Raw genomic sequence first — 25,633 nt, forward strand, 5'->3', positions numbered from 1 at the left:
ATGTTTCACTTCCCCTTTACAATAGTTCGTTCATAAAGATTTGTGAATTATTGTTTCGCTCTAAATTATATTCAGAAACGGAATCCACAATACTTTCTGTAGTTTTTAATAGTACGTTTAAGTAATATTGATTTTTCAAAAGAATCATTTTTACATTCTCTTCTAATTCAGCTACATTTTTTTGTAATTCTTCCATTTTTTCAATTTCTTCGTTAGAAAAATGCGAAAATAATGCACTTACACGAAATGATTCCACGCCCTTTTCTTTACAAAACTGAACAACCATTTCTTCAAATGAACTTGATAACTTTTTTAAACCATCAATGTACTGCAATTGCTCTACTTGCAATTTTTGAACTGCATTTACATTTTTATGTTTCAAATTCTCATATATTTGTTCTCCGAGCGTTTGAATATTTTCATACGCTTTTTGAATAATAACAAGCTTTTCATATAATTGTATGTACATATAGCTTCCTTCCTTTTACAAGACTAAATTTACAATTAAACCGTGGATCTCTCCAATTTGATTTAACATTTCTAAATGTCCTGTTTTCGTATTAATTAAGTTCATAACATCTTCTAACTCATTTAATCCCATTTCCGCCTGTTTCACAATCGTCATTTTCTGTGAATATCCGTAACGCGGATGACGAGACATGACATCTTTATATTGCAATACATTATCTACGTAAAAATTCAAAAATGATTTTACTGTATTTTTGTATTCCATTACATTATCAAGCGTTAATTCCATTTCAATTTTCTCTTTAATTTCTCCAATGTTATCGACAAATGCTTCCATTTGTTCTAGCAATTTATCTTTTTTCGGATCTGCATGCAAATTATCCGAAAATGCAAGTCCTGTCCTGACATTTGCTTCTTTCGGCATTTGAGTAGCAGGCGGTATATGCGATAAAATTGGATTATGCGAGATCGAACGCAGCATATATATCACCTATTTATTTTTTTATTTCTTCCTAAACTTAATCGTAAAATCCAGTTATTTATAATTATACTCTGAACACTAATATTTTGCAGTTATTTTTTATAAAAGATATGTTACAATTTAGCATGAGGTGGCACAAATCTATGAATATTTTTCTTTGTGGTTCAAATCAATTAACAGCATTAGATCAAGAAGAAATAAAAAAATTTTTAACTGACTATGCTCACAAACATAAAATTTACATATTATGTTATAAATCTATTGAAAATGAGGTACTTCGTTTTTTCGTCGAAAACGAAAGACTCGCTCAAAATTTATGCCTTTACACGCTACAACCGTTACAAGCAGTAACAGATGAATTTCAAGAGGTCGTTGATTACTTAAAAAAACACGGAGCCGAGTACGTCGCTTTTGATCATCCTTCCGACTCCATTTACCGATCCGATTATATGTTTTTTGTAAAACAAATAATCGAAGATACCGATTTAGTTCTCTGTTTTTATAATGGGGACAAGCATACATCTGTCATTCCCGTTGACGTTGCAAAAGAAGCAGGAATTGATGCTGTTATTTATGATTTACCAGGTTTACATGAAAAACAGATGAAAAAAAACTTTGAACAAAAAATCCGTATGATGTAAAGGGGGAGGCACAATATCGTTATTGTGCCTATTATAAATATGATAATTGAACAAGATTATGATCATTTTATCGCGAGTTTTAAACAACAATTCAATATGGATATCGCTTCATATAAACAAGATAGAATGCGTCGTAGAATCGATGCTTTTATTTCGAGAAAAGGCTTTGAGAACTACACTAGTTTTCTAAGCCTTTTACGTACCGATCAAAATTTATTTTTAAGTTTTATTGATTATATTACAATTAACGTTTCAGAATTTTTCAGAAATAAAGAACGTTGGCAAACGTTAGAAACGAAAGCACTACCCAAATTACTTGAACAAAATAACGGAAAATTAAAAGTATGGAGTGCCGCTTGCGCTGCCGGTGAAGAACCATATACACTCTCTTTGATTTTATCGAAGCATCTAGCTCCATTTCGTTTTGAAATACAAGCAACAGATCTTGATTTTCACATTTTAGAAACTGCAAAACGCGGTCAATATACAGAACGTTCTTTAAAAGAATTACCTATCGATTTGAAAGAGCGTCATTTCACAAAAGAGAATGATATATATTCATTACATCAAAATATTAAGCAAAACGTCACGTTCAAACAACACGACCTGTTAATGCAGTCGTTCGATACAAATTACGATTTAATCATTTGTCGCAACGTAATGATATACTTTACTGAAGACGCAAGGGTAAAACTTTATGAAAAGTTTAGTCGTTCTTTACGAACAGGCGGCGTACTATTTGTTGGTAGTACCGAACAAATTTTAACACCTGAACGTTATAATCTTCAGAGATTTGATACATTCTTCTACGAAAAAATATAAAAGAGGTCGTCACAATGTAAAGTGACGACCTTTTTATATAACTCGAATTAAAATAATAGCAACAATCCATACAAAGAGAAAAAGAAATGTCATAGACCATTTATGTTCTTGCATCGTTTGTTTCAGGGCCTGTGATAATTGTGTCATATTCATTTCTGCGAGCGCTCTCCATACACTTACATCCCGCTCTTTAGCTGTGCGATCTGTAACGCTAATTAAAATAGTTTCGTTAGACAATTTCGTTATGTAAGCAGTAATAACCGTTACCATTAAATTTATATTTCCTTCTGAAGAATCACTTTCCACTCTAGAAATGAGTGCACTTACATCTAATAACGGAATATGTACCTTTCTACCAAATGATAATTGTACTTCAGCAAAATCATACGTCCCATCTAACAAAGGAAGCTCTTTTATATGCGCCTGCTTAACAAGCCCTTGCAAACTTCTCATTACTTGTTCAAATACTTTTTCTGTTTGCTTCCCTTCTCCAGATAACGTATGCAACTTTTTAAAGAGTTGTAACACTGTATCCATCTCTTTAGAAAGCATTTCCTTCATAACCTTTCCATCACCTAAACTCGCAAGTAAAATCCCTATTTCATTATTTTTCGAAATAACCTTAGACTGTCCAGTAAACACTAGATTACTATGCTTTCGTTCTTTCTGGATTTCATGTTCCGAAATAGCTGCAGGCTGTTTTAATGGTTGTAGCGTCTTATTTTCAATTGTCGTACGTTTAATCTCCATCTAAGCGCCTCCACTACTATGAAATAATTAGCCCCATTCTTTATTACTTTTTAAAACTAAAAACAATACGAATAAACCTGACATGATAGCAAATACATTAGAAGCTTGTATTCCCTGTTCACTTTTAGCTTCTTTCTTATCTTCTGGCTCTTCTTGTTTCTCTTTCTTTTTCGAAATGACTTGATTGTTATTATCTTTATCTTTTTGAGCCTTCGCTTTATTTACTTCCTTGTTGTCTGTGAGAGGCTCTTTTATAACATAAGTAATTTTTTCTTTCTCTTTCAATGGTTCTTTTATAAGATCGTTTACTTTCTCTTCTTTTTTCGGAATTTGAACAACTGGCGTTTTTTCTTCTGGAAGCGGGATTTCTACTTTCGAGTCTTCCTGCTTCTCAGTTTCTTTCTTATCTTCTAATTTATCTTCATTCTCTCGTTCTTCTATCTTTTTATCATCTTCTGGTTTTTGCTCCAAAATAGAAACGATATACTCACTTTCTTCAACCAGTTTATTGCCGGCCGCATCCACTATCTCTACAAGTATTTCGTATGTCCCGATTGGCAACGCATCCGTTATTTCAAATACTTTTTGCCAATCCATGTCGCGCTTATTGTAATCTAATAAAAATGTAATCTCTTTATTTTCTTTCCCTTTTAATGTAACACGAACCTCTTTCACAACTGATTCTCCGTCTGTCGCCTTCACTCGCACACGTATAGAATCGCCTTGTTTCCGTTCAATTAGCTTCTCTTTCGCCTCGTCAACAGTAACTTTATGCAACTTCGGCAGTTCTTTATCTATTGTTGGCGTGTCATTATTTATACGAATAAATGGGACTTTTACTTCATTTTCTATAAGCTCTTCTTTCTCAGTTTCTTTAGAACTTTGAATGAGCTGAAGATTCCAATCACCTTGCAAATCAAAAGTTTCGACCTTGTAGTTAGCAATCCATCGCTTTGTTTCCTCTTCATACTTAAACGATAGCACTCTTTCTTGTTCATACTGATCGCCGTTTTTTGGCAAGCGCAAAATACCTTTTATACTTTGAACATTTTGCTCTTTCGGCTCTACAATAACCCGCACTTCTTCGCCAACTTTTAATTCTGGCTTATTTACTGTAATAACCCCTTGATCCGTTTCTATCTTTTTTTCGATTTCTTGTTCATTTGCTACTTCTTGTTGTTGCTCTTTACCTTGATTCACTTCCACTTGCTCTGGCTGCTCTTGAACTTCTTTGTTTTCTTCTTGTACATTCATTTCATTTAGTTTTTGATCTGGCTCAATTTGTTCTTCCGCCTGACTTTGCAGAGGGAAGAACAGACACACATTTATAAATAACCAGCTCATTAGAAAAAACTTTACGTTTTTCATCTACTAGCTCAAACTCCTATTTCAACGACTTATAGCGATTTCGTCACTTTTACTCCGAAAAACCCATCTACATTTACAAGTTCACCATACGCCACCAATACATCATTTACATAAATACGAATTGGCTCGTCAATATCCTCATCTAGTACAACCGCTTCATTCTCTTGTAAACTTAAAATATCTTGAATTGTTTTCACTGTGCTTCCAAATACAAATTTCACATTCATTTCTACATTTTGTAAGATGGATGTGTCCATGTATACTGGTTCCATTTGTTTTACTTCTTTAAATTCAATAGGTTGCACAACAGGTTCTACAATTTTTTCTTCTTCAATTTCTTCCGTAACAATCTCTTCTTCCTCTTCCACCATTGGATATAGAAGTCTTCTTACCATTTCTTTCGCTTCTGAAATCGGTAAAATTTGATACATTTTCGATTGAAGCAGGTCGCCAATTTCAAGGTTAAACGTAATTTGAACGAGTTCGTCCACTTTCATTGACTCTCCCAAATATTCCATTTCTTCTTTTAACGTTACGAATTTAACATTTGGCGGTGTCATGTCCATTTTTTCTTGAAACATTTCTGACATCGCTGTTGCAGCATGCCCCATCATTTGGTTCATGATTTCTTTAATACCGCTCAGTTCTAATTCACTAAGCTCCTTCTCTGGATCAACTTCCCCTGTTCCCATCATCATTAAATCTACCATTGTTAAAGCGACATCTTTCGTAAATACGAATACATTCTCATTCTTTAGTCCTTCAACAAAATCAACATTTAAAATAACAAACGGGACTGGTACTCCGTCATAATGACGAACATTGATTGATTCTACATTGGGCGTACTAATTGTAACTGGCTGATTTAAAAGTGTTGATAATACTGTTGAAGCGGAACCAATTGAAATATTTGCAATTTCACCAAGGACATCTTTCTCTTCTTGTGTTAAATGCTCTTTTTCAACTTGTTCTTCTACAATCTCAGTTTCTACTACTTCTGCTCCACCAGATAATTGCATTAATTTATTTACCATTCGTTTCGCATGTTCAACTGAAACAATTTGCACAAGTTTAGAGTTTACAAGATTATCTATCTTTAAATCAAACGATACTTTAACAATCGTTTGATTCCCATCAATTTCAGAAATTTTCTCCATTTCTTCTGATAACTTTACAACTTTAATTGTCGGCGGAGACATATCTACTGTATCTTGAAAGAATTCTGACATAGATGTAGCTGCGAACCCCATCATTTGATTCATTGCTTCTTGTACAGCACTTAGCTCTAATTCCCCAAGTTCTTTTCCGTCTTCCACTTCACCTGTTCCCATCATCATTAAATCAGCAATGGATAACGCAACATCTTGCTTAAGGACAAGAAGGTTTTCCATATCTAATCCTTTTGTAAAATGAATGTTTAATACAACGTGTGGAACTTCGACGTCGCTTGAATCATATAAATCTACCAATTCTATGCGAGGAGCAGTAATGCTTACTTGCCTATTTAAGATTGTTGATAATACAGTCGAAGCTGAACCAAATGATATATTTGCAATTTCGCCAAGAATATCGCATTCTTGAGGCGTTAAATGCTCATTTTCTTTTTCTAGCACAATTGTGCTCGTATCCCCTTTTGTGTGTTGCTCAGGCATTTTCTCTGCCTCCTCATTTCTGTTTTTCTATCAAATGATATAAACTCTCATTTTATTTTAACAAACTTATTATATAAAACGTTAATATGTATTTATTCCCATTTTTAGATTAGTAACGATTAACCAAAAAGCTCCCCAATTGTATACAAGTGGGGAGCTTTCCTTCATTCCTATTATAAACCTTCTGGGTTTAAAATGAGGACCACTCGTCCATCACCGAGAATTGTCGCACCAGAGAAATAATTAGAACTCTCTGCAAAGAAGTCACCTAATGACTTTAAGACGATTTCTCTTTGACCGATAATTGTGTTTACAATAAGTCCATAGCTGCGATGTGTATTACGAACAATTAACACAGGAACCATTTGACCATCATATGACGCAAACGCCTCATCTACTGTTTTCTCACCAAATACAGTACTTAAATGCTTCACTTCAATAATTTGATTACGATAATTTAACACATCTTTTCCTTGTAAGGATTGGATGTCTTCTCTCTTAATCCGAATTGCTTCAACAATATTACCAAGAGGGAAAGCATAACGTTTATCATTCGTTTGAACAAGCATAGATTGAATAATGGACAACGTTAATGGAAGTTCAATTCTAAATGTACTACCTTTTCCTTCTTCAGAATCAATAATTAAATGCCCACCTAAACTATGAATCGTATGTTTCACTACATCTAATCCAACGCCACGCCCAGAAAGGTCTGATACAACTTCAGCTGTACTAAATCCTGGTTGGAAGATTAAATCAAATACTTCACGGTCCGTTAATTTATTTGCCTCAGATTCTGTTACAACACCATTTTTAATCGCTTTTTCTAATACTTTTCCTTTATGAATACCGTTTCCGTCATCCGTAATTTGAATTACGACATGATTTCCACTATGGAATGCTTCTAATTTAATCGTACCTGTCTCATTTTTACCTGCATCACGACGTTGTTCAACAGTTTCAACCCCATGATCAATTGCATTACGAATTAAATGAACAAGTGGATCACCGATTTCATCAATAACAATTTTATCAACTTCAGTGTCTTCACCTGTAATTTGTAAATCGATTTTTTTCCCTAAATCTTTCGCTAACATACGTACCATACGCGGGAAACGATTGAAGACCGTTTCAATTGGTACCATACGCATGTTTAGTAGTACATTTTGAATATCTTTTGAAATATCGCCTAATCGATTTAAATGCTCAATTAACTCTTTATTTTGAATCCTTTGTGCCAATTCATCAATGCGCCCACGTTCAATTACACTTTCTTCAAACATATTCATTAATCTTTCGATTTTTTCTAATTGAACACGTATGGAACGATTTTCCACTTTACCACTTTTTGTCTTCGCATTACCCTTAGCTGATGTAGCACTAGCAGGTTGCTTCGATATTTCTTTAGTTGATTCCACCTGCGTAGCCACTTGTATAACTTCTTGTGTAGCCAATTCTTCTGAAACTACTTCTTTTGATATATGTCCTTGCTTCACTTCTACTTTCTCAATTTCAGAAACATGAAGCACTACTTGTTTTAATTCTTCTTCACTTTGATCAGTATCCATAAATACTGTGAACTCAAACCCAAAAGCATCTGCTTCAATTTCTTCAATACTTGGAACTGTTTTTTGTACATTACCCACATTTTGCAGTGCCTCAATACACATGATTGCACGTACCGCTTTTAAAATAGCTTGTTGCTCGACAGTTATATACACTTCATGTGAAACTGCATCATCATTATTTATAGGTTCTTGCTCAATATATCCAGCAGGATTTTCTACATTGCCATTCAATAATGCTTCTAATTTCTGCTTAGTTGTAACTACATCAATATTGCCCATTCCGCCTTGTTGCACATCTGCAACCATCTTCTCTAGATTATCAATGCACTCAAAAATCACATCAATAATCTCCGCATTTACAACTATATTCCCATGACGAATTTCATCTAAAACGTTTTCCATTTTATGCGTTAAATCCGCCATTTCCGTAAATTCCATACTCGCTGACATACCTTTAAATGTATGGGCTGAGCGGAATATTTCTCCCACAACATCCATATCGGCAGGATTTTGTTCTAAAGTTAGCACATTTTCATTTAGTGATTGTAAATGTTCTTCTGATTCCTCAAAAAATATATTTAACAGATCTGTTTGCATTTTAATCCCCTACCTGTCTAACAAACATTTCATTTATGTATAACAATTTAGTGTTTTAAAACAAGAAAAAAGGGGGCCACACGCATATCCGCTATCAATGTTTAGATTCCTTGTGGCACCCCTTCTATATTAGCTGTTTGCTACTTTTGTTAAAGCTTCAATTACTCGATCCGCTTGGAATGGCTTTACAATAAAGTCTTTTGCTCCACCCTTAATTGCATCTAATACCATACCTTGTTGTCCCATTGCAGAACAAATAACAACTTTTGCACTTGAATCAATTTTCATAATTTCTTTTAATGCTTCAAGTCCGTCCATTTCTGGCATAGTAATATCTAATGTTACAATATCCGGTTGAAGTTCTTTAAACTTCTGAATTGCTTCTACTCCATTCTCTGCTTCACCAATAATTTCAAATTCAGAATTACTTTTTAATAAGTTTTTAATCATCGTTCGCATAAACATCGCATCATCTACAACTAAAATTTTATGTGCCATTCTTTTTAATTCTCTCCTTCTATGTATAAGTATATCTTAATATTTCATCTTATCATTCTCACTCATTATACAAAATAAAATGATAAAATTTAATATTTTTTAAAAAGAATTTTCGTATTTTTATTATTTTATTATTAAAATGATAATATACTATTCTTTTATGTAAATGACAACGCGACGGTTTTTCTCCCAATTTTGCGGTGAATCATTTGGTACAACTGGCTTTGTGTCTGCATATCCTACCGCAGCTAGCCTTTTATCATCCACATTATACACTTCGATTAAGTGGTGAATCATATTTGCTGCTCTTGCTGAAGACAACTCCCAGTTAGAAGGGAATTTGTCATTATGAATAGGTCTACTATCTGTATGCCCTTCCACAACAATCGGATTTGGTACGGATTGGAAAAACCCAACTAGTTGACTTATTATCTCTTTCGCTTCTGGTTTAACGTTCGCGTCACCCGTATCAAATATTAAATTATCTACTATAACGACGCTTACTCCCGTATCCTCTCGATATACATTCACTTGACTAATACCGTTATTATCTACATATGCTTTTAACTTTTTATATAATTCGTCCATTCTCTTTTTAGAGACCATTTTTTCATCATTTTTTTCATGTGAAATATCTGGTATTGTATTTTCCATTACTTTTGCATCAACTTGCTCCACGTCACTAAACTTTTCAAGCATCTTTGACAATTTTACTGCATCCTGCTTTGATGTAGCAACTAGTAATACAAAGAAAGTTAATAATAACATCGTTAAATCTGTAAAAGTCGTCATCCAACGAGGCGATCCCTTTTGCGGTCGTTTCATCATAACCATACCACTCCTTGAAATATTAGGCTGCTCGTTTTACTTTTTTTACCTTTGTTTCGTATACATATGTATCGAGTTTCAACTTTAATTTAGAAGGAATTTGACCACGATATAATTCTGAAATCGCTTCAATAACAAACTTCTTCTCTGTATATAAATCTTCAATACCACGATACACCTTTTCAGCAAGAGGGATTGCAATCATATTTGCAAGTACTGACCCATACAATGTCGTTAACATCGCAACTGCCATCCCTGTACCAATTTGCGATGTGTCTTGCAAGTTTTGAAGCATAATGATAAGACCGATTAAAGTCCCTATCATGCCCCAAGCTGGAGCGAAATCACCAATTTTATCTAATAATGCTGCCCCTTTTCTTAACTCATACACTTCCGTTTCAACATCTTTCATTAACACTTCTTTTAATTCATCTTCATCGTAACCACTTAACATTAATCGAATTCCTTTTTGAATAAAAGGATTGTCTACTTGCTCTCCATCAACTTCTAAAGAAAGTAGGCCGTGTTTTTTAGACTTTTTCGAAAAATCAACAAATAAATCCGTTAACTGTTCTAAATTTTCTTCTTTTCTATGTAAAACAGTAAAAATGCTTTTCGTATATTTTTTTATTTCTCCAAATCGATATGCCACAACAATTGTCGCTGTAGTTCCCCCTATGACAATTAAAATAGATGAAATATCTAAAAAGTTTTTAAAAGCTTTTACTCCGCCGCCGCCAATCATAATTGCCGCTATTACAATAGCGAAACCTACTATTATGCCCACTGGGCTAGAAATATCAAACTTCCTTTTTTTTCTTTCTGGTCTAGCAAACACTTGATTTTCGTCTCCCATATTCCGGCCCTTCCCTTTTCATTTTTATAAAACATTTTTTTATTTTAATAATGCGTTTTCACATATACTAAGTATTATACGCTCATCATCTATTTATCGCAATATACTCATAGAATTGACACATTTCATTTCCATATTAGAATTATAGTATGGAAATATGAGGAGGATCACGATGGAACATAACATTTTACAAGTCATTGCACTAGCAGAAAAATTAAAATACGAAATGCGACATAGCTGGCTTTCTAACGGACGTCAAGAAAGTGTTGCTGAACATACGTGGCGCATGTCTCTAATGGCCATTTTAGTCGAGCCTTATTTAGATCAAAAAGTAAATATTGAAAAATTACTTAAAATGGTTATCATTCACGACCTAGTCGAGGCAGAAGCTGGTGATATTCCTGCTTTTGATACAATGAATAGTCATGAATTACAATTACAAAAACAAAAAAATGAGCAAGAAGCCATTTTAAATATTAAACGAACATTAAAAGGTTCTCTCGGTGAGGAATTATATGATTTATGGATGGAGTTTGAAGCGAAAGAAACGTACGAAGCAAAAGTTGCCAACGCACTTGATAAGCTTGAGGTGAAAATTCAGCATAACGAAGCTGATATTGATACGTGGCTACCCATTGAGCATAAAATGACATTCCAAGTAGCAAAGCATACAAACTTTGATTCTTTCCTATCTAAATTACAAAAAATGATTGAACAAGATGGAGAAAAGAAATTACTAGCTGCCGGCATTGACGTGGAAGCTTGCAAACGATAATGAAAAGACACTCAAATTGAGTGTCTTATTTCATTATCGTTGATACAGCCTGCTTGTAAATCAGTTGTTGTTTTCCATCAACTAACATTAAAACGGTAAATTTGTCTATCGCAACAATTTCTCCTACTATTCTAACGCCACTCTTTAAAAAAATTGTAACAATACCTTTTTCTTCTTTTATTTGTTTATATAACTCTTCTTGTAAATGTTCCAAATACTTTTCTCTCCTTTTTTTACAAAATATCTTAATATAAAAAACTACAAATTATTTATTTGTGTACTTTATCTTTTACATTCATAAACTTATTAATAAGTATATCTAAATCTCGGCTAAATAACAAAACTTTATCATGATCCAATCCGTGTCTAGCAACAAGTTGGATTAGCTCTTTCTTTTTGTTTTCTATTTTATTGTGTAATTTTCCCATCTCCATCTCTTTACTAAAACTCCCTTTTCCCATAATATTACTTGTAAAATTATAGTACAAATCCTCTCATAAAAAAATATAAAAATGGTTTTTTTTACAATTTTTATATTTTTTTATGAACAAATCGCAAAATATATAACGATTTCTTCACATACCCCTAGCACAATATACAATCAAAATAACCATACAGGCCTTTGTCTAATTACAAAAGAGACTGGCTCCTTTTCCATACAAAAAACATACTGTATATAGTAGTCCATGAATTATATAGATTAACTTACTCAAAAGGAGGAAAACATATGAGCTATGGTGGAAGTTGCTCTGGTTTCGGCGGTGGATTTGCTTTGCTTATCGTACTATTCATCCTTCTAATCATCATCGGATGTAGCTGCTGGGGTGGCGGCGGATACGGATACTAATATATCCTATCCTTAACAAATGAACGAAAAACTATACGAAAACAGCTCATATTTGAGCTGTTTTTTCATACTTTCGTATGAAGTGTTATCCCTCTTTTTTGTGATTTCAACTAATAAAAAAACGTTTACTATGAAATAAGAAATATTTTACTGAGGAGGATTACAATGATTAAAGGTCTTTACGAAGCACATTTACCTGTTAGTAACTTAGAGATATCCATATCTTTTTATGAATCACTTGGACTGAAATTATATAAAAGAGGAGATGATATTGCTTTCTTTTGGATTAAAGAAAATGAAAGTTGGCTTGGCCTTTGGGAAGGCCCAGAATACAAAGTTAATTATCACCCTTCTTTACGACACATCGCTTTTCAAGTAAGCTTACATGATTTAGAAAATGCAATACACTGGCTAAACCAAAAAGGAATTTCAGCAAGAAAAGATTTTGGAATGGAACCAATTGAGCCGATTGTTTTTCCAGAATTAGCACATGCCGCCGTATACTTTAACGATCCTGACGGAAATAGTTTAGAATTGATCGCACAATTACCTGTTGGACTTCCTACAGCGGAGAAAGTGTATTTAAGCGAGTGGAAAAAACAAGTTCAAGCATCATCATTACATAAGGATTAATCTTTTTATGTCAGTTTCTTATTCCGCACTTCTTAAAACAAATAGTAACTTCAAAAAACTATTTTACGGTCAAACATTAAGTGTACTTGGAGATTGGTTTCATACTGTAGCTTTAGTAACATTCGTCTATAGCCTAACGGAATCGCCATTTATGATTGCACTCACTTTTATAAGTAAAGGCTTACCACAGCTACTTCTTAGTCCATTCATAGGTGGAATTGTAGATCGTTTTTCTAAAAAGAATATTATGATTTTTACCGATATTACACGGGGAATTCTAGTCCTTACATACTTACTCGCAAGCTATAATATTGAAATTATTTTCATTGCTAATATATGTTTATCTGTACTTTCTTGTTTATTTGAACCAGCTAAACAAGCAACCTTAAAGAATATCGTACACCAAAATCATTTCGTAACTGCTAACTCTCTTTCTAGTACAATTAATGGTTTTATGTCTATTATGGGTGCTTCTTTGGGCGGGATAATTGCACAATCTTTACATATTGAGTTCGCTTTTTTAGTAAATAGCCTGTCATACTTTATTTCAGCCTATTTTATTTATAATATGAATGTCCCTTCTCATGATACTTGTAACAAGAAAAAAGCATTTTTTACTGATATAAAAGATGGTTACACATACATATTACAAACAAAAATCATTTTAACGTTAATTCTTGTCGGCATTTCATGGGGCATGATTGGAGGTGCTTACCAGCTACTTCTAACGATCTATGCCGAAAAAATTTTCTACACCAATATCGGAATTTTATATACGGTTCAAGGGGCTGGGCTTATGATTGGAAGCCTCCTCGTTAACCTTTATATATCTAAAAATGAAGAAAAAATGAAAAAAGTATTCGGTTGGGCCTATTTCCTACAAGGAATTTTCTTTCTCGGATTCATTTTGTCCGATCAACTTATTATCGGTATCATTACATTGCTCTGTATGCGCATAGCAGGAGGAATTATCGTTCCACTTGATACGACATTACTTCAAACTTATACGAAGGAAAATATGATGGGTAAAGTTTTTTCATTCCATTATTCCATTTACGGATCTCTTATTCAGTTATCCATGTTTTTTACAGGAGCGCTTTTAGAAATTCTTTCTCCGCAAATTATTGGTAGCCTATTAGCTCTATGCTGTATTTTTGTTAGTTTTATATGGCTTTACCTGTTTTATCGCGGGAAACTGAGTGAAGAATCTACTAACACTTAATAGCATGTTTATATACACGTTATTTTTATTTATGTCGAAATATAAAGGAAAAAGGCGATTTATTTCCCTTACGTTCTAATTTTTTAGAATGTACAATAAATTTAGATTATAAGAAAGGAGATATCATAATGTTTGACGATAGACTTACTATTTCAGCTGAGCAGCAGAAGCTCATTTCTAATGCAACTCGCATTCAAATTCTTCACCTTTTAAAAGATGAAGCACTCACTGCAAAACAAGTAGCTACTAAACTAAATAAATCTGCTGGTAGCGTACATTATCACGTTCAAATTTTATATGATGGAGGGTTACTTGAATTAGTAGACACGAAAGAAAAACGAGGAATTATTGAAAAATATTACAAGGCAAAATCTGCTCATTTCTATATTGAAGAAAGCGGCACAGAAGGAACGAATACAGGCAGTCATATTGTATCTCATTTATTTTTAACTCCAGAGGAATTACAACAACTTACTTGGGAAGTTACACAAGTTTTATTACGCTGGGAAAACAAAACCGCTCGTCAATCAAACTCCGAAGAGGAATACGCTATTTCCTGCAGGATTAAAAAACAATGAAAGAAAGGTCCAACTACTCATGAAGAATAAATTATTATTATTGTCGGGAACAGGAATTTCTCGTTTAGGTGATTTTATGTATCTCATCGCCCTAAACTTAATGGTATTAAATAGCACAAACTCCCCTGCTGCTGTAGCAGGATTATGGATTGTAGGTCCAATTGCCACCGTTGTTACAAAAATATGGTCTGGTAGTATAGTAGATCGATTAAACAAACGGGCCATTATGCTCATCACAGATATAATTCGGGCAGCTCTTATTGGCTGTATTCCACTATTTGATTCTATTTGGGCCATTTATATTTTTATCTTTTTAACTCGCATCGCTACATCATTTTTCGATCCAGCTTCATTCACTTATAAAACGATGCTCATACGAGCTGAAGAACGCGCTCAATTTAACGCTTGGAATAGCTTATTTACAAACGGGGCTTTTATTATCGGTCCAGCTCTTGCTGGAATACTTCTCACCACGTACTCAGCATCCTTTGTGATTTACTGCAACTCACTTTCCTTTCTACTTTCTACCATTCTCATTTACTTCTTGCCAAACATTACACTACAAACAAAACAAAACGAAGAAGTTGCAAATACTTTCGTACAAACATTACGAAGTGATTGGAAACAAGTTTTTTCATTCGCTCGAACTGAAAGTTACATTATTCTCATATTCGTTTTATTTCAAGCTACTATGCTTGTCTCTATGGCACTCGATTCACAAGAAGTTGTTTTCACAAGACAAGTACTGTTTTTATCCAATATAGAATATAGCATGCTTGTTAGTATAACTGGTGCTGCTTACGTTTTCGGTTCATTTCTTGTTTCTCTCTTTGCTAAACGATTACCAATTCAACATTGTATCGGATTAGGTATGATTTTCACAGCAATAGGTTATGTAATTTTCGCCTTTTCAAATTCATTTATAGTTGCAGCGAGTGGTTTCATTTTACTTGGCATTTCTTCATCATTTGCTGGTACTGGCTTTATAACATTTTATCAAAATAACATCCCTGTACATATGATGGGACGTATTGATAGCGTATTTGATTCCATAAAAAATTTCATCCAAATCTTTTTCATTTTAGCAATTGGAGCGTCTGCTCAATTTCTTTCCGTTCAAATTACTGTAATAAGTAGCTCATTACTCATTCTTTTCCTTTCCTGTTTATTAGCACTCCGAGTAATGACCCCTTCACGTGAAAAATATTTTAAAGCTACAGGATCGTCATTAGAATACTAACTAAAAAATAAAAAGCGGCTATTATGCCGCTTTTTGCCGGGCAGTAAGCCCCCCACTGATTAAAGTTTCACTTTATGTTAAAATATGTATTGGATCTGATTATGTAGGAGGGCTATTTTGGAGATTATATTCATTTTCATATGTATTATATTAGTAGCTTCTATTTTACAAACGAGTACAGGTTTTGGCTTTTCTATTATGGCAACACCTTTCTTACTCATGTTATTTCTACCACAAGAAGCTATACAAATAAATATCATTTTATCCTTAATTATTTCCATATCACTCATCTGGAAAATAAGAATGGACATTGATTTTATTCTACTGAAAAGATTAATTTTCGGAAGTATAGTTGGTGTTCCTTTTGGTATTATCATTTTCACTTCCATTAACATCAACACATTTAAATTAGCAATTAGCATCTTGCTCTTACTATTAACGTTGATGCTAATATGCAACTTTAAGATTCAATCAACAAAATCTAGAGATTTCATAGTTGGTGGATTATCTGGTCTTTTAACGACAAGTATCGGTATGCCAGGACCTCCACTGTTACTTTATTTTACAGGAACTGATACGAAAAAGGAGAAGTTACGAGCAACTACATTGGCTTTTTATCTATTTATATATTTCATTAGCCTACTAACTCAAATACTCTTCACTGGGACAAACAAAACAATTTGGGAATCCAGTTTATATGCTATTCCAATCGTATTTCTAGGTTTGTATATAGGTCAATTTATTTTCAAATGGCTTAATCAACGGATTTTTAAAATATTTACGTACATCCTTTTGAGTTGTACAGGTATGTATCTTCTTATTGAAAGTTTGCATTTATTATAAGTAAGTTTTTCAAGATAAAACGATTAAAGCTTGCTTCATTTTTCTCCTCCAAAAAAGGCAGACCTGCATGCAGGTCTGCCTTTTTACTCATTTCTCATTAAATCCTTTTTCACTTAAAAACTCTTTCATATGCATTCTTTTTTCTTTAGCCATAAACGAACTCATTGATTCCGTCCATGTTACGTTTTTCTTGTTTGCTGATCTTTCTTTGTAATACGAGCTCATCGTTTCATCGTATTCGTTTAATAATTCATCATATTTCTTTTCATCATACCCATTTTCATGAAGAATTGCTGCTACTGGTAAACGCGGTTTCACTCCGTGATCTTCATCTGGTACACCAACTGTCATTCCGAATATAGGATATACTTTATCTGGTAAATGAAGCAATTCACTTACTTCTCTCGGGTTATTACGAATACCACCAATATAACAAATACCGTATCCTAACGATTCTGCTGCTAACGCTAAGTTTTGCGAGAACAGTGAAGCATCTACCGTCGCAACGATAAAGTCTTCTACTCCTTCATGCTTAATCTCTGTACCATGCTGTTCACACGCCATTTCAAGTCGTTTTAAATCTGCACAACAAACAAAGAATGCTGCGCAGTCTTTCACGTGACGATTTCCGGATAGCTCTGCTAGTTTAACCTTTAGGTCTTGATCTGTTACATATATAACAGAATACGCCTGTACAAAATGCGAGGAAGCAGCATGCTGCGCAGCTTGCACCATTCTTTCTACTACATCTTTCGGAATTGATTCTTCTTTATATTTACGAACTGAAACGTGTTGCTCCATTTTATGTATGATCTCATTCATGAAAAACACTCCTTTTTTCTCTTCATAATGAAAAATTAACATATCTTTTTCAATATTCACAACTTATAAGCACAAAAAGAGCAATTCTTTTTGAATTGCTCTTTTTTAAAACGTCTATTAGTACGGTAAATGAAATTATATCGACGATTCCTTGCATTATATCAACGATTTTTCAAATATATCGACTTATCAACAAATACCGACAGGTTTACATCAAATTATTTCTTGTCTTATTACGTTGTTTTCAAAACTTTAATACCTTTTACGATATTCCAAATGAAGTAATAAATCCCTACAAGAATGAATACTGCATATGTGATCATCATTCCAATTCCAGCACCATCGGATTGATTGAAGCTTAAACCATATATGCCGGATACTGCTAATCCACCAAATAAAACCGCATACGGGAAAATATGTGACCAAAATGCTTTTTTCGCGTGGTATTTCACTTCATCCTCCGCAACGAAGTAGACGATAATTGGCAGTAAAAATGGTGCAAAAAAGATACTAAAGTAACATAGTGAAGATAATATATTATTTCCTTTCATCCGATTCACCTCTAAATAGTTTTTGTTATCTTCATTATGTCAGGAATCGGTTCTAGAAACTATCGCTTTACCTTTCATGAACATGACATATTTGTAAGATTTTCATCAAAAATAATCCCGACTGGACTTCCAGATGGGATTACTTTTTCTATATTCGATTCATAAACCAATATTGCGTAATAGCTAAATACTCTCGTATATTCGATGGAATGACAATTCGCTTCGGTGTTTCGGCCGGAAGACCTTCTAATTGTAAACCTTGTTTTGCTGCTATTTTTTTCGCTCTAAACATATGGAAGTCGTTTGTTACGATCATTCCCTTTTTCATATTGTCCGGAATTAAAGGTTTTGAGAATTTAATATTCTCATCTGTACTCGTTGACTTATCTTCCATAATGATACGGTCTTCTGCAATTTTTAGTTTCATTAATTCATATTTCATTGCTAATGCTTCTGAAATATCTTCTCCTTTTCCTTTCCCTCCAGACACAATCGCAATTGTTTTCTCATGTGATTTTAAATATTCAGCTGCTTCCTCAATACGATATTGTAATGAGTAAGATGGTTTCGTCCCATTTACTTTCGATCCTAATACAATTATATAATCCGCATCGTAGGTCGCGTTCATATGCCCATGCTTATATATGTTATATTGTAAAAATCCTGCATAAACGGCGCAAATCATTATAATTCCTATCATATACTTAATTATTTTCTTCTTTTTCATATCCATATACTCCTATGTTCTTTGCTTCTTTCATGATAATATCCATTTATTTGTTTGTATACAGACAAATTCCAATTCAGCCTAATTTATCCTCTGGAAAGTAATATTTATATTTCTTTCGGGAACAGTAAGTACAACTTTGCACGAAGGAGTGTCTCTATTGCTTCTCTTTTTATGTAACGTATCATTCTTTTTCATCTTATTTTTACTATCACTTAAAATGCTCGGTAAATCAGCTTTAGCACAACTAACTCCTCATGATTTTGGTGCTATTATCTTTTTATCTTATTTAGCTTTTCAGGCCATACCAGTCTCTGGTGCTTTGCAAGCTTTTCTCGGCATGGTCGTTATTACGTGTTTACATTTGCTTCTTACAAAATTAAGTTTACTAAACAAACTAAATCGTTTCATTCTCGGGCACCCTATCATTTTAATTAAACATGGTGATATTATTTTTGAGAACTTACAAAAAAGTAGATATCCAATTGCTGAACTACTTTCTAACCTTCGCGTCGCAGGATACCCAAGTGTTCACGAAATTGAATATGCTATTTTAGAAGCGAATGGAGCCATTAGCATTTTACCAAAGCGTGAACTTGTACCATTAACTCCAAAAGATTTAAACATAGATGTTACGTATGCTGGATTACCAATTGCCCTTATCGTTGATTCGCAAATTCAATACGATAACTTAAAGTTAATTCATAAAGACGAAAAATGGTTATATAAAGAATTAAAAGAAAAGGGCATCACTAATATTAAAAGCGTTGCTTTCGCGTCTGTTCAAGAAACAGATGGATCTTTTGCGATTAGTTTAAAAGAGTAAAAAAATCCCCTTACTTGCTCAAGGGGATTTTCTTCATTATATCGCTTCTTTCTCTCCCGCCATATTTAATGGAACAGGATGTTTCATACGATTCATCGTAAATACGATAATCGCTGTCAATACTTCAGCTACTGGCATAACGAGCCAAATTCCATTTATCCCAAATAATTTTGGCATAATCCATAATAATGGAATAATAAATAGTAACCCTCGGCTCATTATAATCAGCACTGATTTTGTCGTTTGTCGCACTGATTGGAAGTACTCTCCATACACAATGTTATATCCTAAAAATACATATTGGATAAAGAACAAGCTAATACCCGTTAATGTTAACTCCAATAACTCTGGAGATTGGACATCAAATAGACCAATAATATATTTCCCAAAGAATAATCCGATAACTATTGCAATACCACCGAGTACTACCGCAATTTTTACAGCGAACTTTAATCCTTCACGCAATCTTTCTGATAAATTTGCCCCGTAATGGAAACTAGCGATCGGTTGTAACGCTGCTCCAACACCGAAGAATAGTAGTAATGTCATCGCATGAATACTGTTCACCATCGCATAAGAAGCGACTCCTACTTCTCCTGCATATCGAACGAATGCAATATTAAAACCAATCGTAACAATCGCTACTGTACTTTCTGCTGTAAAGCTAGGGAAACCTATGATCATAATTTGTTTAACTGTATCCCATTCAAAATGGAATTTCGTCCATTTTAAAATACTACTTTTTCTAAAAAAGTGCGTTAATAATACAAGGAATCCAATCGCTGCTGAAAGAATAGTCGCTGAAGCAGCACCTGTTACGCCCCATCCAAAGATGAAAATAAAGATATAGTCAAACACTATATTTAATACAGCAGTTACAACTAGACCTGCCATTGCTAAATTAGGATTTCCGTCATTTCGTATAAATGTACTTAAAATATTTTCTAAAACGTATATCATTCCAAATGTTAATAATACATGTAAATAGTCTAACGCATACGGTAAAATCACTTCGTTTGCACCGAATAAGTATGCTAAATCTTCTATTCTCCATAAGCAAATCGCTGCTAAAACACCTACGATAATTACTGCTACCGTCATGGATTGAGTAAAAATAGATCTTGCTCTATCTAATTTATTTTCACCTAGTGCAATGGAATATAACGTTGCTCCGCCCATTCCAATCCACAATGAAATAGAGAAGAAAATTGAAAATGCTGGAATAGCCACGTTTACTCCCGCTAATCCGTTCGCTCCAACTCCCCTGCTAATCATAACCGCATCAATCACAATATTAACTGACATTAATACCATTCCAAGAACAGCTGGTATTAAATATGAAATAAATAAACTTTTTATTGGTTTTTCTCTTAACTTTTCTGTTGTTTCCATCATATAAATGCTCCTTTTTCAATGCTCTGTTCACAGTTTAAACCTTCAAGTTACTTGAAGGTCAATAGAGAATTAAAAAATAGGCAACTTAATTATCATGTTTGCGGCCAATTTGTAATGATACGAGTCCTACAACTTATTGCTTTGTTTTTTCATGATAGGAATTTGAATTTCTGTTACTTGCTCCTCTGGATTTTCTGTTACAGACCAATCAATTAATGCAATCTCAATCGCATCTCCACTTATTTCGTATCCTTCTTGATCAATATATTTCATTAGCTTTTTATATGTTTCATCAGTTTCTTCATATGGCCCATGATGATATACACAGGCAAACATACCTTCTTTAATTTCATCTGAACTCTGTACTTGAAAAGGCATATAATCCAAAAGAATAAAAACACTGCTATATGCTTGAAACTCATTTTGCAATAATCCTTTTTTCGCAACTGTTACACCGATATCTCCAGAAAACAAGCTATCATCCATTTGCCTCATATTTTTTTGCAACGAATGAATGTAGTACTCAAACATATCATCCGTCGTATTCGGAGCAATTGCAATAGCTGTTATTTTTCGCTGCGGGATCTCTTTTATTACCATTTGTTCAGCTTTTGTTTTTGTTGCTTCCTTAATTAAATGAATTCTATGCTCCATTTTCGCCAAAGCATACTCAATTTCTCTTTGTTTTTTCAACATCATTTCTTGTTGTTTCTCTAGTAAATTGAGTGCGTATGTGGGATTTCTTTCATCAATATATTTTTTAATTTCCTTTAGTGGGATATTTAATTGACGTAAAAATTTAATCGTATCTAATAGTGAAAATTGATCGATTGTGTAATAACGATAATTTGTTTGCGGGTCCACAATGGACGGATGAAAAATTCCCTTCTCATCATAATAACGTAAAGTAGATTCAGCTATATTATGCATTTTTGCCATTTCTCCAATTGTAAAGCGTTTGTTTAATAACATCTTTTATTTCCTTCCATTTCTATTTATTTCATTATATGTTCATTCTGTCTTCAAAACAAAAAAGAATTCTCCTACGAGAATTCTTTTTATTAACTCTTAAACCTCTATTATTATAGGAAGGATCATCGGTTTTCTTTTCGTGTTAGTATATATAAACTTCCCTAAAGCCTCTCTTACTTCTCTTTTCAAAATACCCCAGCTATTCACATTCTCTTTCTTTAAATTATTAATCGTCATAACAGCTAATTTATTTAATTCCTTCAAAAATTCTTCTGAATCACGAACATAGACAAATCCACGAGAGATAATATCAGGACCGGAAATAATTTCTCCATCCACTTTATTAAAGGTAATAACTATTACGAGCATTCCATCTTCTGAAAGTTGTTTTCGATCACGTAATAAGGCATTCCCAACATCACCAATTCCTAATCCATCTACATATATATTTCCAGCCTGTATTTTTCTAGATTGAACGGCCACTTCATTACTTATATCTACAACATCGCCATTACGAACGATAAAGATATTTTCTTTTTCGACACCAATTGATTCTGCTAACAAACTATGGTGATGTAGCATTCTAAACTCTCCATGAATTGGGATAAAATATTTAGGTTTCATTAAAGTGAGCATTAATTTCAATTCTTCTTGATACGCATGACCAGATACATGGACTCCAGTAGAACTACCTGATCCATAAATTACTTTTGCTCCTAAAGCAAATAAATTATCTATAATTCTTGAAACGTTACGTTCATTTCCTGGAATCGGAGTCGCGGCTATAATAACCGTATCTTCTGGTAAAACATCAACTTGTCTATAGTTTCCACTCGCTAAACGCGCTAAAGCTGCCATCGGTTCTCCTTGACTTCCTGTACAAAGTATCGCTACCTGCTTTGGATCTAAACGATTTACTTCACTCGCTTCAATTAACATGCCGTCTGGAATATGTAAATACCCTTTCTCTAGAGCAACTTCTACTACATTTACCATACTTCTCCCGAGCAAAGCTAGTTTTCGATTTGTTTTTATGCAAGCTTCAACTATTTGCTGAACACGATTCACATTAGAAGCAAATGTAGAAATAATTACTTTTCTATTTGCTTTCATAAATATTTCCTCTATTCGTTCTCCTACTGATCTTTCTGATGGAGTAAAACCTGGTCGTTCTGCATTTGTACTTTCAGATAGTAAAGCTAGTACACCTTCACTACCTATTTTAGCCATTTTATGAATATCAGGATGTTGGTTATTTACTGGTGTTAAATCGAATTTAAAATCCCCGGTGTGTACTACAGTACCTTCTCGTGTATGAAACACAATACCGAGACAATCTGGGATACTATGATTCGTTTTAAAAAATGTCGTCTTAATAGAACCGAGATCGATTTCTGATTCTGCGTGAATAACGATTAATTCTGTATCATTTTGAAGATTATGCTCCTTTAATTTAATTTCAATTAAACCTAACGTTAACTTCGTCGCATAGATTGGTACGTTTAGTTGTTTTAAAAAATATGGTATTCCGCCAATATGATCCTCGTGTCCATGCGTCACGACTAACCCGCGAATTTTTTCTTTATTTTCTTGTAAGTATGTGATGTCTGGAATTATTAAATCAATTCCTAATAAACTTTCATCTGGAAATTTAGATCCACAATCAATAACGACAATATCATTTTCATATTGAATAGCATACATATTTTTCCCTATTTCATTTACTCCACCTAAAGCAACGATAGATAAGTTGTTTTTTAATGACTTCAAATGATAAGCCTCCCTTTCACAGTTATAATTTGTGAAATAGTATTTAGACTTTATTATTTGTAATAAAAAAAGACTTCATACTATTTCATACATATAAAATCCACACGCTACTCTTATATGTATATCCCTAATAACACAGCCTCCCTCTAAAAAAGCCCCCATTTTTTCATTGATTTTTTGTAAAATATATTATATATTAATTACAGGTTCAAATTACGAGTTCAAAAGAACTTGTAATAAGACCCTTTGTTTAATGGGTTTTACATATTTTCATTAGGCAAATTCCGAGAAATCGTATGATAAAAATAAAAATGATGAGGAGAGGATCCGATGGAATTCGAATTTTTCTTTCAAATTGCACTTATTTTATTAAGTACAAAGCTTGCTGGTGATCTTAGTGTTAGATTAGGTCAACCTTCTGTACTAGGTAAATTAATTGTCGGTATCGTTATCGGTCCAGCTTTATTAGGTTGGATTGAAAATTCAGAGCTTCTAACACAATTAAGTAATGTCGGTGTTATTCTTTTAATGTTTATGGCAGGACTTGAAACAGACTTAGAGGAATTAAACGCAAATCGTAATTCTTCTTTAGCTGTTGCACTTGGAGGTATCATTCTTCCATTCGTAGGTGGTTACATTTCTGGTCTTGTTATGGGAATGGAACAAGGAAATGCTGTATTTTTAGGGTTACTTCTATGTGCGACAAGTGTTAGTATTTCTGTACAAACACTTCGCGATTTAGGAAAGATGAAAACACGTGAAAGTACAACTATGCTGGGCGCAGCTGTATTTGATGACATTCTTGTCGTTATTTTATTAGCATTTGCAATGAGCTTCTTAGGTACAGACGATGTTAACTTAACAATGGTTATCTTGAAGAAAGTTGTATTCTTAGCTTCTATTATTTTAATCGGATGGAAAGGTGTTCCTGCGATCATGCGCTGGTTATCACCACTACGCGTATCTGAGTCTATCGTGAGCGCGGCTCTTATCATCTGTTTCTCATTCGCATATTTCGGCGAACTATTAGGAATTGCTGGTATTATCGGTGCTTTCGCAGCTGGTATCGCTATTTCTCAAACGAACTACAAACATGAAGTAGAAAAGAAAGTAGAACCAATCGCTTACGCTATGTTCGTTCCCGTGTTCTTCGTAAGTATCGGTATGAATATTACATTTGACGGTATTGGCAATCAAATTTGGTTCATCCTAGCATTAACAGTAATCGCTGTATTAACGAAACTAATTGGTTGTGGATTTGGTGCACGAATGACTGGATTTGACGCTAAGTCTTCTGCAATTATCGGTGCTGGAATGGTTTCTCGTGGTGAAGTTGCACTTATCATCGCAGGAACAGGACTTTCTTCAGGTCTACTAGCACAAGATTACTTTACAGCTATCGTTATTGTCGTTATTTTAACTACAATGATTACACCACCAATGTTAAAATACACTTTTGGTGCAAAAGATAAAGCAATGAAAGCAAGTAAATAAGTTTAATAAAAAAGGAGATTGCTATCTTATAAGATAGCAATCTCCTTTTTCGTTTTATCTTTAAACAATTTTATTCGTTTTTAACCATTTTTCAAAAATAATTCGTGCTTCTTCATCATCAATATCATTACTAAATGAATACACCTTAATGCCATAATCATCTATATATTCACCTAGCTTCATTTCCTCCACTTTCTTATAAAAATTGTCTACCTCATAGTGCGGAATATAAGCGTCCCAAACTGGTTCATTTATTCTTTTGTACGCCGTCACTTCTAAATCGTATCCATCTTCATAATAACCGATGTGATAATGTTGACTAGGGTCATATTTCTTCATAAAAGTTCCTTCCCTTTGAAAATTTATCATATTTCACATAATAAACAAAAGCGAGCTGTATATTACAGCT

The 25,633-nt window shown here is 33.6% G+C and carries 29 protein-coding genes; 11 read left to right on the plus strand and 18 right to left on the minus strand.

Features of this window, described 5'->3' with window-relative positions; genetic code table 11:
- Positions 1 to 16 precede the first annotated feature (16 nt).
- Both QCI46_RS19490 and QCI46_RS19495 read right to left on the minus strand, forming a co-directional pair.
- Entirely contained in the window at positions 17 to 469 is a 453-nt protein-coding gene (locus QCI46_RS19490; RefSeq protein ID WP_002135377.1) for a hypothetical protein, read from the minus strand.
- A gap of 15 nt (positions 470 to 484) precedes the next feature.
- Positions 485 to 949 carry a YaaR family protein gene (locus tag QCI46_RS19495; RefSeq protein ID WP_000946323.1) on the minus strand — a complete coding sequence of 155 codons (465 nt, stop codon included), beginning with the start codon at positions 947 to 949 and terminating at the stop codon, positions 485 to 487.
- Between the two features lie 143 nt (positions 950 to 1,092).
- Between QCI46_RS19495 and QCI46_RS19500 the strand changes: the two genes are divergently transcribed.
- A complete protein-coding gene (locus QCI46_RS19500; RefSeq protein WP_353841205.1) occupies positions 1,093 to 1,590 on the plus strand; it encodes a flagellar motor switch protein FliG in 498 nt (165 codons plus the stop codon).
- Positions 1,591 to 1,629: 39 nt separating this feature from the next.
- Positions 1,630 to 2,412, plus strand: a complete 783-nt coding sequence (gene cheR, locus QCI46_RS19505; RefSeq protein WP_353841206.1) for a protein-glutamate O-methyltransferase CheR — start codon at positions 1,630 to 1,632, stop codon at positions 2,410 to 2,412.
- A gap of 33 nt (positions 2,413 to 2,445) precedes the next feature.
- Here the strand turns inward: cheR and QCI46_RS19510 are convergent, their stop codons facing one another.
- The 7 genes from QCI46_RS19510 to QCI46_RS19540 all read right to left on the minus strand — a co-directional run bounded on the left by QCI46_RS19510 (position 2,446) and on the right by QCI46_RS19540 (position 10,529).
- A complete protein-coding gene (locus QCI46_RS19510) occupies positions 2,446 to 3,162 on the minus strand; it encodes a hypothetical protein (RefSeq protein WP_353841207.1) in 717 nt (238 codons plus the stop codon).
- Positions 3,163 to 3,189: 27 nt separating this feature from the next.
- The gene (locus QCI46_RS19515) at positions 3,190 to 4,530 is read right to left on the minus strand and encodes a transglycosylase (RefSeq protein ID WP_353841208.1); all 1,341 of its coding nucleotides are present in this window, start codon (positions 4,528 to 4,530) and stop codon (positions 3,190 to 3,192) included.
- A gap of 29 nt (positions 4,531 to 4,559) precedes the next feature.
- The gene (locus QCI46_RS19520; RefSeq protein WP_353841209.1) at positions 4,560 to 6,182 is read right to left on the minus strand and encodes a flagellar motor switch protein; all 1,623 of its coding nucleotides are present in this window, start codon (positions 6,180 to 6,182) and stop codon (positions 4,560 to 4,562) included.
- A 173-nt stretch (positions 6,183 to 6,355) separates the two neighbouring features.
- Positions 6,356 to 8,347, minus strand: coding sequence for a chemotaxis protein CheW (locus tag QCI46_RS19525; RefSeq protein ID WP_353841210.1), 1,992 nt, complete (start codon positions 8,345 to 8,347; stop codon positions 6,356 to 6,358).
- A gap of 129 nt (positions 8,348 to 8,476) precedes the next feature.
- Positions 8,477 to 8,845: a response regulator gene (locus QCI46_RS19530; protein WP_353841211.1), complete on the minus strand. Its 369-nt coding sequence runs from the start codon at positions 8,843 to 8,845 to the stop codon at positions 8,477 to 8,479.
- Between the two features lie 150 nt (positions 8,846 to 8,995).
- Positions 8,996 to 9,673 (minus strand): OmpA family protein, encoded by a 678-nt coding sequence (locus QCI46_RS19535; protein ID WP_000977943.1) that lies wholly within the window; start codon positions 9,671 to 9,673, stop codon positions 8,996 to 8,998.
- A 22-nt stretch (positions 9,674 to 9,695) separates the two neighbouring features.
- A complete protein-coding gene (locus tag QCI46_RS19540; RefSeq protein ID WP_353841212.1) occupies positions 9,696 to 10,529 on the minus strand; it encodes a flagellar motor protein MotP in 834 nt (277 codons plus the stop codon).
- Positions 10,530 to 10,701: 172 nt separating this feature from the next.
- Between QCI46_RS19540 and QCI46_RS19545 the strand changes: the two genes are divergently transcribed.
- Entirely contained in the window at positions 10,702 to 11,304 is a 603-nt protein-coding gene (locus QCI46_RS19545) for an HD domain-containing protein (protein WP_000400774.1), read from the plus strand.
- 25 nt (positions 11,305 to 11,329) lie between these two features.
- Here QCI46_RS19545 and hfq read toward each other — a convergent pair whose 3' ends face one another.
- Together hfq and QCI46_RS19555 are read right to left on the minus strand one after the other, a co-directional pair.
- Positions 11,330 to 11,518: an RNA chaperone Hfq gene (gene hfq / locus QCI46_RS19550; protein WP_000400658.1), complete on the minus strand. Its 189-nt coding sequence runs from the start codon at positions 11,516 to 11,518 to the stop codon at positions 11,330 to 11,332.
- A gap of 55 nt (positions 11,519 to 11,573) precedes the next feature.
- Positions 11,574 to 11,792, minus strand: coding sequence for an aspartyl-phosphate phosphatase Spo0E family protein (locus QCI46_RS19555; RefSeq protein WP_002096752.1), 219 nt, complete (start codon positions 11,790 to 11,792; stop codon positions 11,574 to 11,576).
- 239 nt (positions 11,793 to 12,031) lie between these two features.
- On the opposite strand from QCI46_RS19555, the gene QCI46_RS19560 reads away from it, so the two are divergent.
- The 6 genes from QCI46_RS19560 (at position 12,032) to QCI46_RS19585 (ending at position 16,667) form a co-directional block, all read left to right on the plus strand.
- Entirely contained in the window at positions 12,032 to 12,151 is a 120-nt protein-coding gene (locus QCI46_RS19560; RefSeq protein ID WP_000120183.1) for a YjcZ family sporulation protein, read from the plus strand.
- Between the two features lie 165 nt (positions 12,152 to 12,316).
- Positions 12,317 to 12,784: a VOC family protein gene (locus QCI46_RS19565; RefSeq protein ID WP_075308867.1), complete on the plus strand. Its 468-nt coding sequence runs from the start codon at positions 12,317 to 12,319 to the stop codon at positions 12,782 to 12,784.
- Positions 12,785 to 12,791: 7 nt separating this feature from the next.
- On the plus strand, positions 12,792 to 14,006 hold the full coding sequence (locus QCI46_RS19570) for an MFS transporter (RefSeq protein ID WP_075308865.1): 1,215 nt from the start codon (positions 12,792 to 12,794) through the stop codon (positions 14,004 to 14,006).
- Positions 14,007 to 14,134: 128 nt separating this feature from the next.
- A complete protein-coding gene (locus tag QCI46_RS19575; RefSeq protein ID WP_000459087.1) occupies positions 14,135 to 14,584 on the plus strand; it encodes an ArsR/SmtB family transcription factor in 450 nt (149 codons plus the stop codon).
- 19 nt (positions 14,585 to 14,603) lie between these two features.
- The gene (locus QCI46_RS19580) at positions 14,604 to 15,824 is read left to right on the plus strand and encodes an MFS transporter (RefSeq protein ID WP_353841213.1); all 1,221 of its coding nucleotides are present in this window, start codon (positions 14,604 to 14,606) and stop codon (positions 15,822 to 15,824) included.
- Positions 15,825 to 15,941: 117 nt separating this feature from the next.
- The gene (locus tag QCI46_RS19585) at positions 15,942 to 16,667 is read left to right on the plus strand and encodes a sulfite exporter TauE/SafE family protein (RefSeq protein WP_353841214.1); all 726 of its coding nucleotides are present in this window, start codon (positions 15,942 to 15,944) and stop codon (positions 16,665 to 16,667) included.
- Positions 16,668 to 16,754: 87 nt separating this feature from the next.
- On the opposite strand, the gene nfsA is transcribed toward QCI46_RS19585, so the two are convergent.
- The 3 genes from nfsA to QCI46_RS19600 all read right to left on the minus strand — a co-directional run bounded on the left by nfsA (position 16,755) and on the right by QCI46_RS19600 (position 18,767).
- Positions 16,755 to 17,489 (minus strand): oxygen-insensitive NADPH nitroreductase, encoded by a 735-nt coding sequence (gene nfsA / locus QCI46_RS19590; protein WP_353841215.1) that lies wholly within the window; start codon positions 17,487 to 17,489, stop codon positions 16,755 to 16,757.
- 233 nt (positions 17,490 to 17,722) lie between these two features.
- Positions 17,723 to 18,040 (minus strand): magnetosome magnetite crystal formation protein family, encoded by a 318-nt coding sequence (locus tag QCI46_RS19595; protein ID WP_087985595.1) that lies wholly within the window; start codon positions 18,038 to 18,040, stop codon positions 17,723 to 17,725.
- 148 nt (positions 18,041 to 18,188) lie between these two features.
- The gene (locus tag QCI46_RS19600) at positions 18,189 to 18,767 is read right to left on the minus strand and encodes a YdcF family protein (RefSeq protein ID WP_353841216.1); all 579 of its coding nucleotides are present in this window, start codon (positions 18,765 to 18,767) and stop codon (positions 18,189 to 18,191) included.
- 160 nt (positions 18,768 to 18,927) lie between these two features.
- Here QCI46_RS19600 and QCI46_RS19605 point away from each other — a divergent pair, with 160 nt between their 5' ends.
- Complete coding sequence (locus QCI46_RS19605; protein WP_000923941.1) at positions 18,928 to 19,593, plus strand: DUF421 domain-containing protein; 666 nt, start codon at positions 18,928 to 18,930, stop codon at positions 19,591 to 19,593.
- 36 nt (positions 19,594 to 19,629) lie between these two features.
- Here QCI46_RS19605 and QCI46_RS19610 read toward each other — a convergent pair whose 3' ends face one another.
- The 3 genes from QCI46_RS19610 to QCI46_RS19620 all read right to left on the minus strand — a co-directional run bounded on the left by QCI46_RS19610 (position 19,630) and on the right by QCI46_RS19620 (position 23,730).
- Complete coding sequence (locus QCI46_RS19610; protein ID WP_327959933.1) at positions 19,630 to 20,985, minus strand: MATE family efflux transporter; 1,356 nt, start codon at positions 20,983 to 20,985, stop codon at positions 19,630 to 19,632.
- 129 nt (positions 20,986 to 21,114) lie between these two features.
- Positions 21,115 to 21,960, minus strand: coding sequence for a MerR family transcriptional regulator (locus QCI46_RS19615; protein WP_353841217.1), 846 nt, complete (start codon positions 21,958 to 21,960; stop codon positions 21,115 to 21,117).
- A 96-nt stretch (positions 21,961 to 22,056) separates the two neighbouring features.
- Positions 22,057 to 23,730, minus strand: a complete 1,674-nt coding sequence (locus tag QCI46_RS19620) for a ribonuclease J (RefSeq protein ID WP_353841218.1) — start codon at positions 23,728 to 23,730, stop codon at positions 22,057 to 22,059.
- A 330-nt stretch (positions 23,731 to 24,060) separates the two neighbouring features.
- Between QCI46_RS19620 and QCI46_RS19625 the strand changes: the two genes are divergently transcribed.
- Positions 24,061 to 25,224: a cation:proton antiporter gene (locus QCI46_RS19625; protein ID WP_353841219.1), complete on the plus strand. Its 1,164-nt coding sequence runs from the start codon at positions 24,061 to 24,063 to the stop codon at positions 25,222 to 25,224.
- A gap of 60 nt (positions 25,225 to 25,284) precedes the next feature.
- On the opposite strand, the gene QCI46_RS19630 is transcribed toward QCI46_RS19625, so the two are convergent.
- On the minus strand, positions 25,285 to 25,563 hold the full coding sequence (locus QCI46_RS19630) for a DUF3986 family protein (RefSeq protein WP_327959774.1): 279 nt from the start codon (positions 25,561 to 25,563) through the stop codon (positions 25,285 to 25,287).
- Positions 25,564 to 25,633 lie beyond the last annotated feature (70 nt).

The organism is Bacillus cereus group sp. RP32 (assembly GCF_040459735.1).
Taxonomy (GTDB): Bacteria; Bacillota; Bacilli; order Bacillales; family Bacillaceae_G; genus Bacillus_A; species Bacillus_A wiedmannii.

Coding starts and splice junctions, on each gene's coding strand:
- QCI46_RS19490 (WP_002135377.1), bottom strand. CDS start 469: ATGTACATACAATTATATGAAAAGCTTGTTATTATTCAAAAAGCGTAT.
- QCI46_RS19495 (WP_000946323.1), bottom strand. CDS start 949: ATGCTGCGTTCGATCTCGCATAATCCAATTTTATCGCATATACCGCCT.
- QCI46_RS19500 (WP_353841205.1), top strand. CDS start 1,093: ATGAATATTTTTCTTTGTGGTTCAAATCAATTAACAGCATTAGATCAA.
- cheR (WP_353841206.1), top strand. CDS start 1,630: ATGATAATTGAACAAGATTATGATCATTTTATCGCGAGTTTTAAACAA.
- QCI46_RS19510 (WP_353841207.1), bottom strand. CDS start 3,162: ATGGAGATTAAACGTACGACAATTGAAAATAAGACGCTACAACCATTA.
- QCI46_RS19515 (WP_353841208.1), bottom strand. CDS start 4,530: ATGAAAAACGTAAAGTTTTTTCTAATGAGCTGGTTATTTATAAATGTG.
- QCI46_RS19520 (WP_353841209.1), bottom strand. CDS start 6,182: ATGCCTGAGCAACACACAAAAGGGGATACGAGCACAATTGTGCTAGAA.
- QCI46_RS19525 (WP_353841210.1), bottom strand. CDS start 8,347: ATGCAAACAGATCTGTTAAATATATTTTTTGAGGAATCAGAAGAACAT.
- QCI46_RS19530 (WP_353841211.1), bottom strand. CDS start 8,845: ATGGCACATAAAATTTTAGTTGTAGATGATGCGATGTTTATGCGAACG.
- QCI46_RS19535 (WP_000977943.1), bottom strand. CDS start 9,673: ATGATGAAACGACCGCAAAAGGGATCGCCTCGTTGGATGACGACTTTT.
- QCI46_RS19540 (WP_353841212.1), bottom strand. CDS start 10,529: ATGGGAGACGAAAATCAAGTGTTTGCTAGACCAGAAAGAAAAAAAAGG.
- QCI46_RS19545 (WP_000400774.1), top strand. CDS start 10,702: ATGGAACATAACATTTTACAAGTCATTGCACTAGCAGAAAAATTAAAA.
- QCI46_RS19560 (WP_000120183.1), top strand. CDS start 12,032: ATGAGCTATGGTGGAAGTTGCTCTGGTTTCGGCGGTGGATTTGCTTTG.
- QCI46_RS19565 (WP_075308867.1), top strand. CDS start 12,317: ATGATTAAAGGTCTTTACGAAGCACATTTACCTGTTAGTAACTTAGAG.
- QCI46_RS19570 (WP_075308865.1), top strand. CDS start 12,792: ATGTCAGTTTCTTATTCCGCACTTCTTAAAACAAATAGTAACTTCAAA.
- QCI46_RS19575 (WP_000459087.1), top strand. CDS start 14,135: ATGTTTGACGATAGACTTACTATTTCAGCTGAGCAGCAGAAGCTCATT.
- QCI46_RS19580 (WP_353841213.1), top strand. CDS start 14,604: ATGAAGAATAAATTATTATTATTGTCGGGAACAGGAATTTCTCGTTTA.
- nfsA (WP_353841215.1), bottom strand. CDS start 17,489: ATGAATGAGATCATACATAAAATGGAGCAACACGTTTCAGTTCGTAAA.
- QCI46_RS19595 (WP_087985595.1), bottom strand. CDS start 18,040: ATGAAAGGAAATAATATATTATCTTCACTATGTTACTTTAGTATCTTT.
- QCI46_RS19600 (WP_353841216.1), bottom strand. CDS start 18,767: ATGAAAAAGAAGAAAATAATTAAGTATATGATAGGAATTATAATGATT.
- QCI46_RS19610 (WP_327959933.1), bottom strand. CDS start 20,985: ATGGAAACAACAGAAAAGTTAAGAGAAAAACCAATAAAAAGTTTATTT.
- QCI46_RS19615 (WP_353841217.1), bottom strand. CDS start 21,960: ATGTTATTAAACAAACGCTTTACAATTGGAGAAATGGCAAAAATGCAT.
- QCI46_RS19625 (WP_353841219.1), top strand. CDS start 24,061: ATGGAATTCGAATTTTTCTTTCAAATTGCACTTATTTTATTAAGTACA.
- QCI46_RS19630 (WP_327959774.1), bottom strand. CDS start 25,563: ATGAAGAAATATGACCCTAGTCAACATTATCACATCGGTTATTATGAA.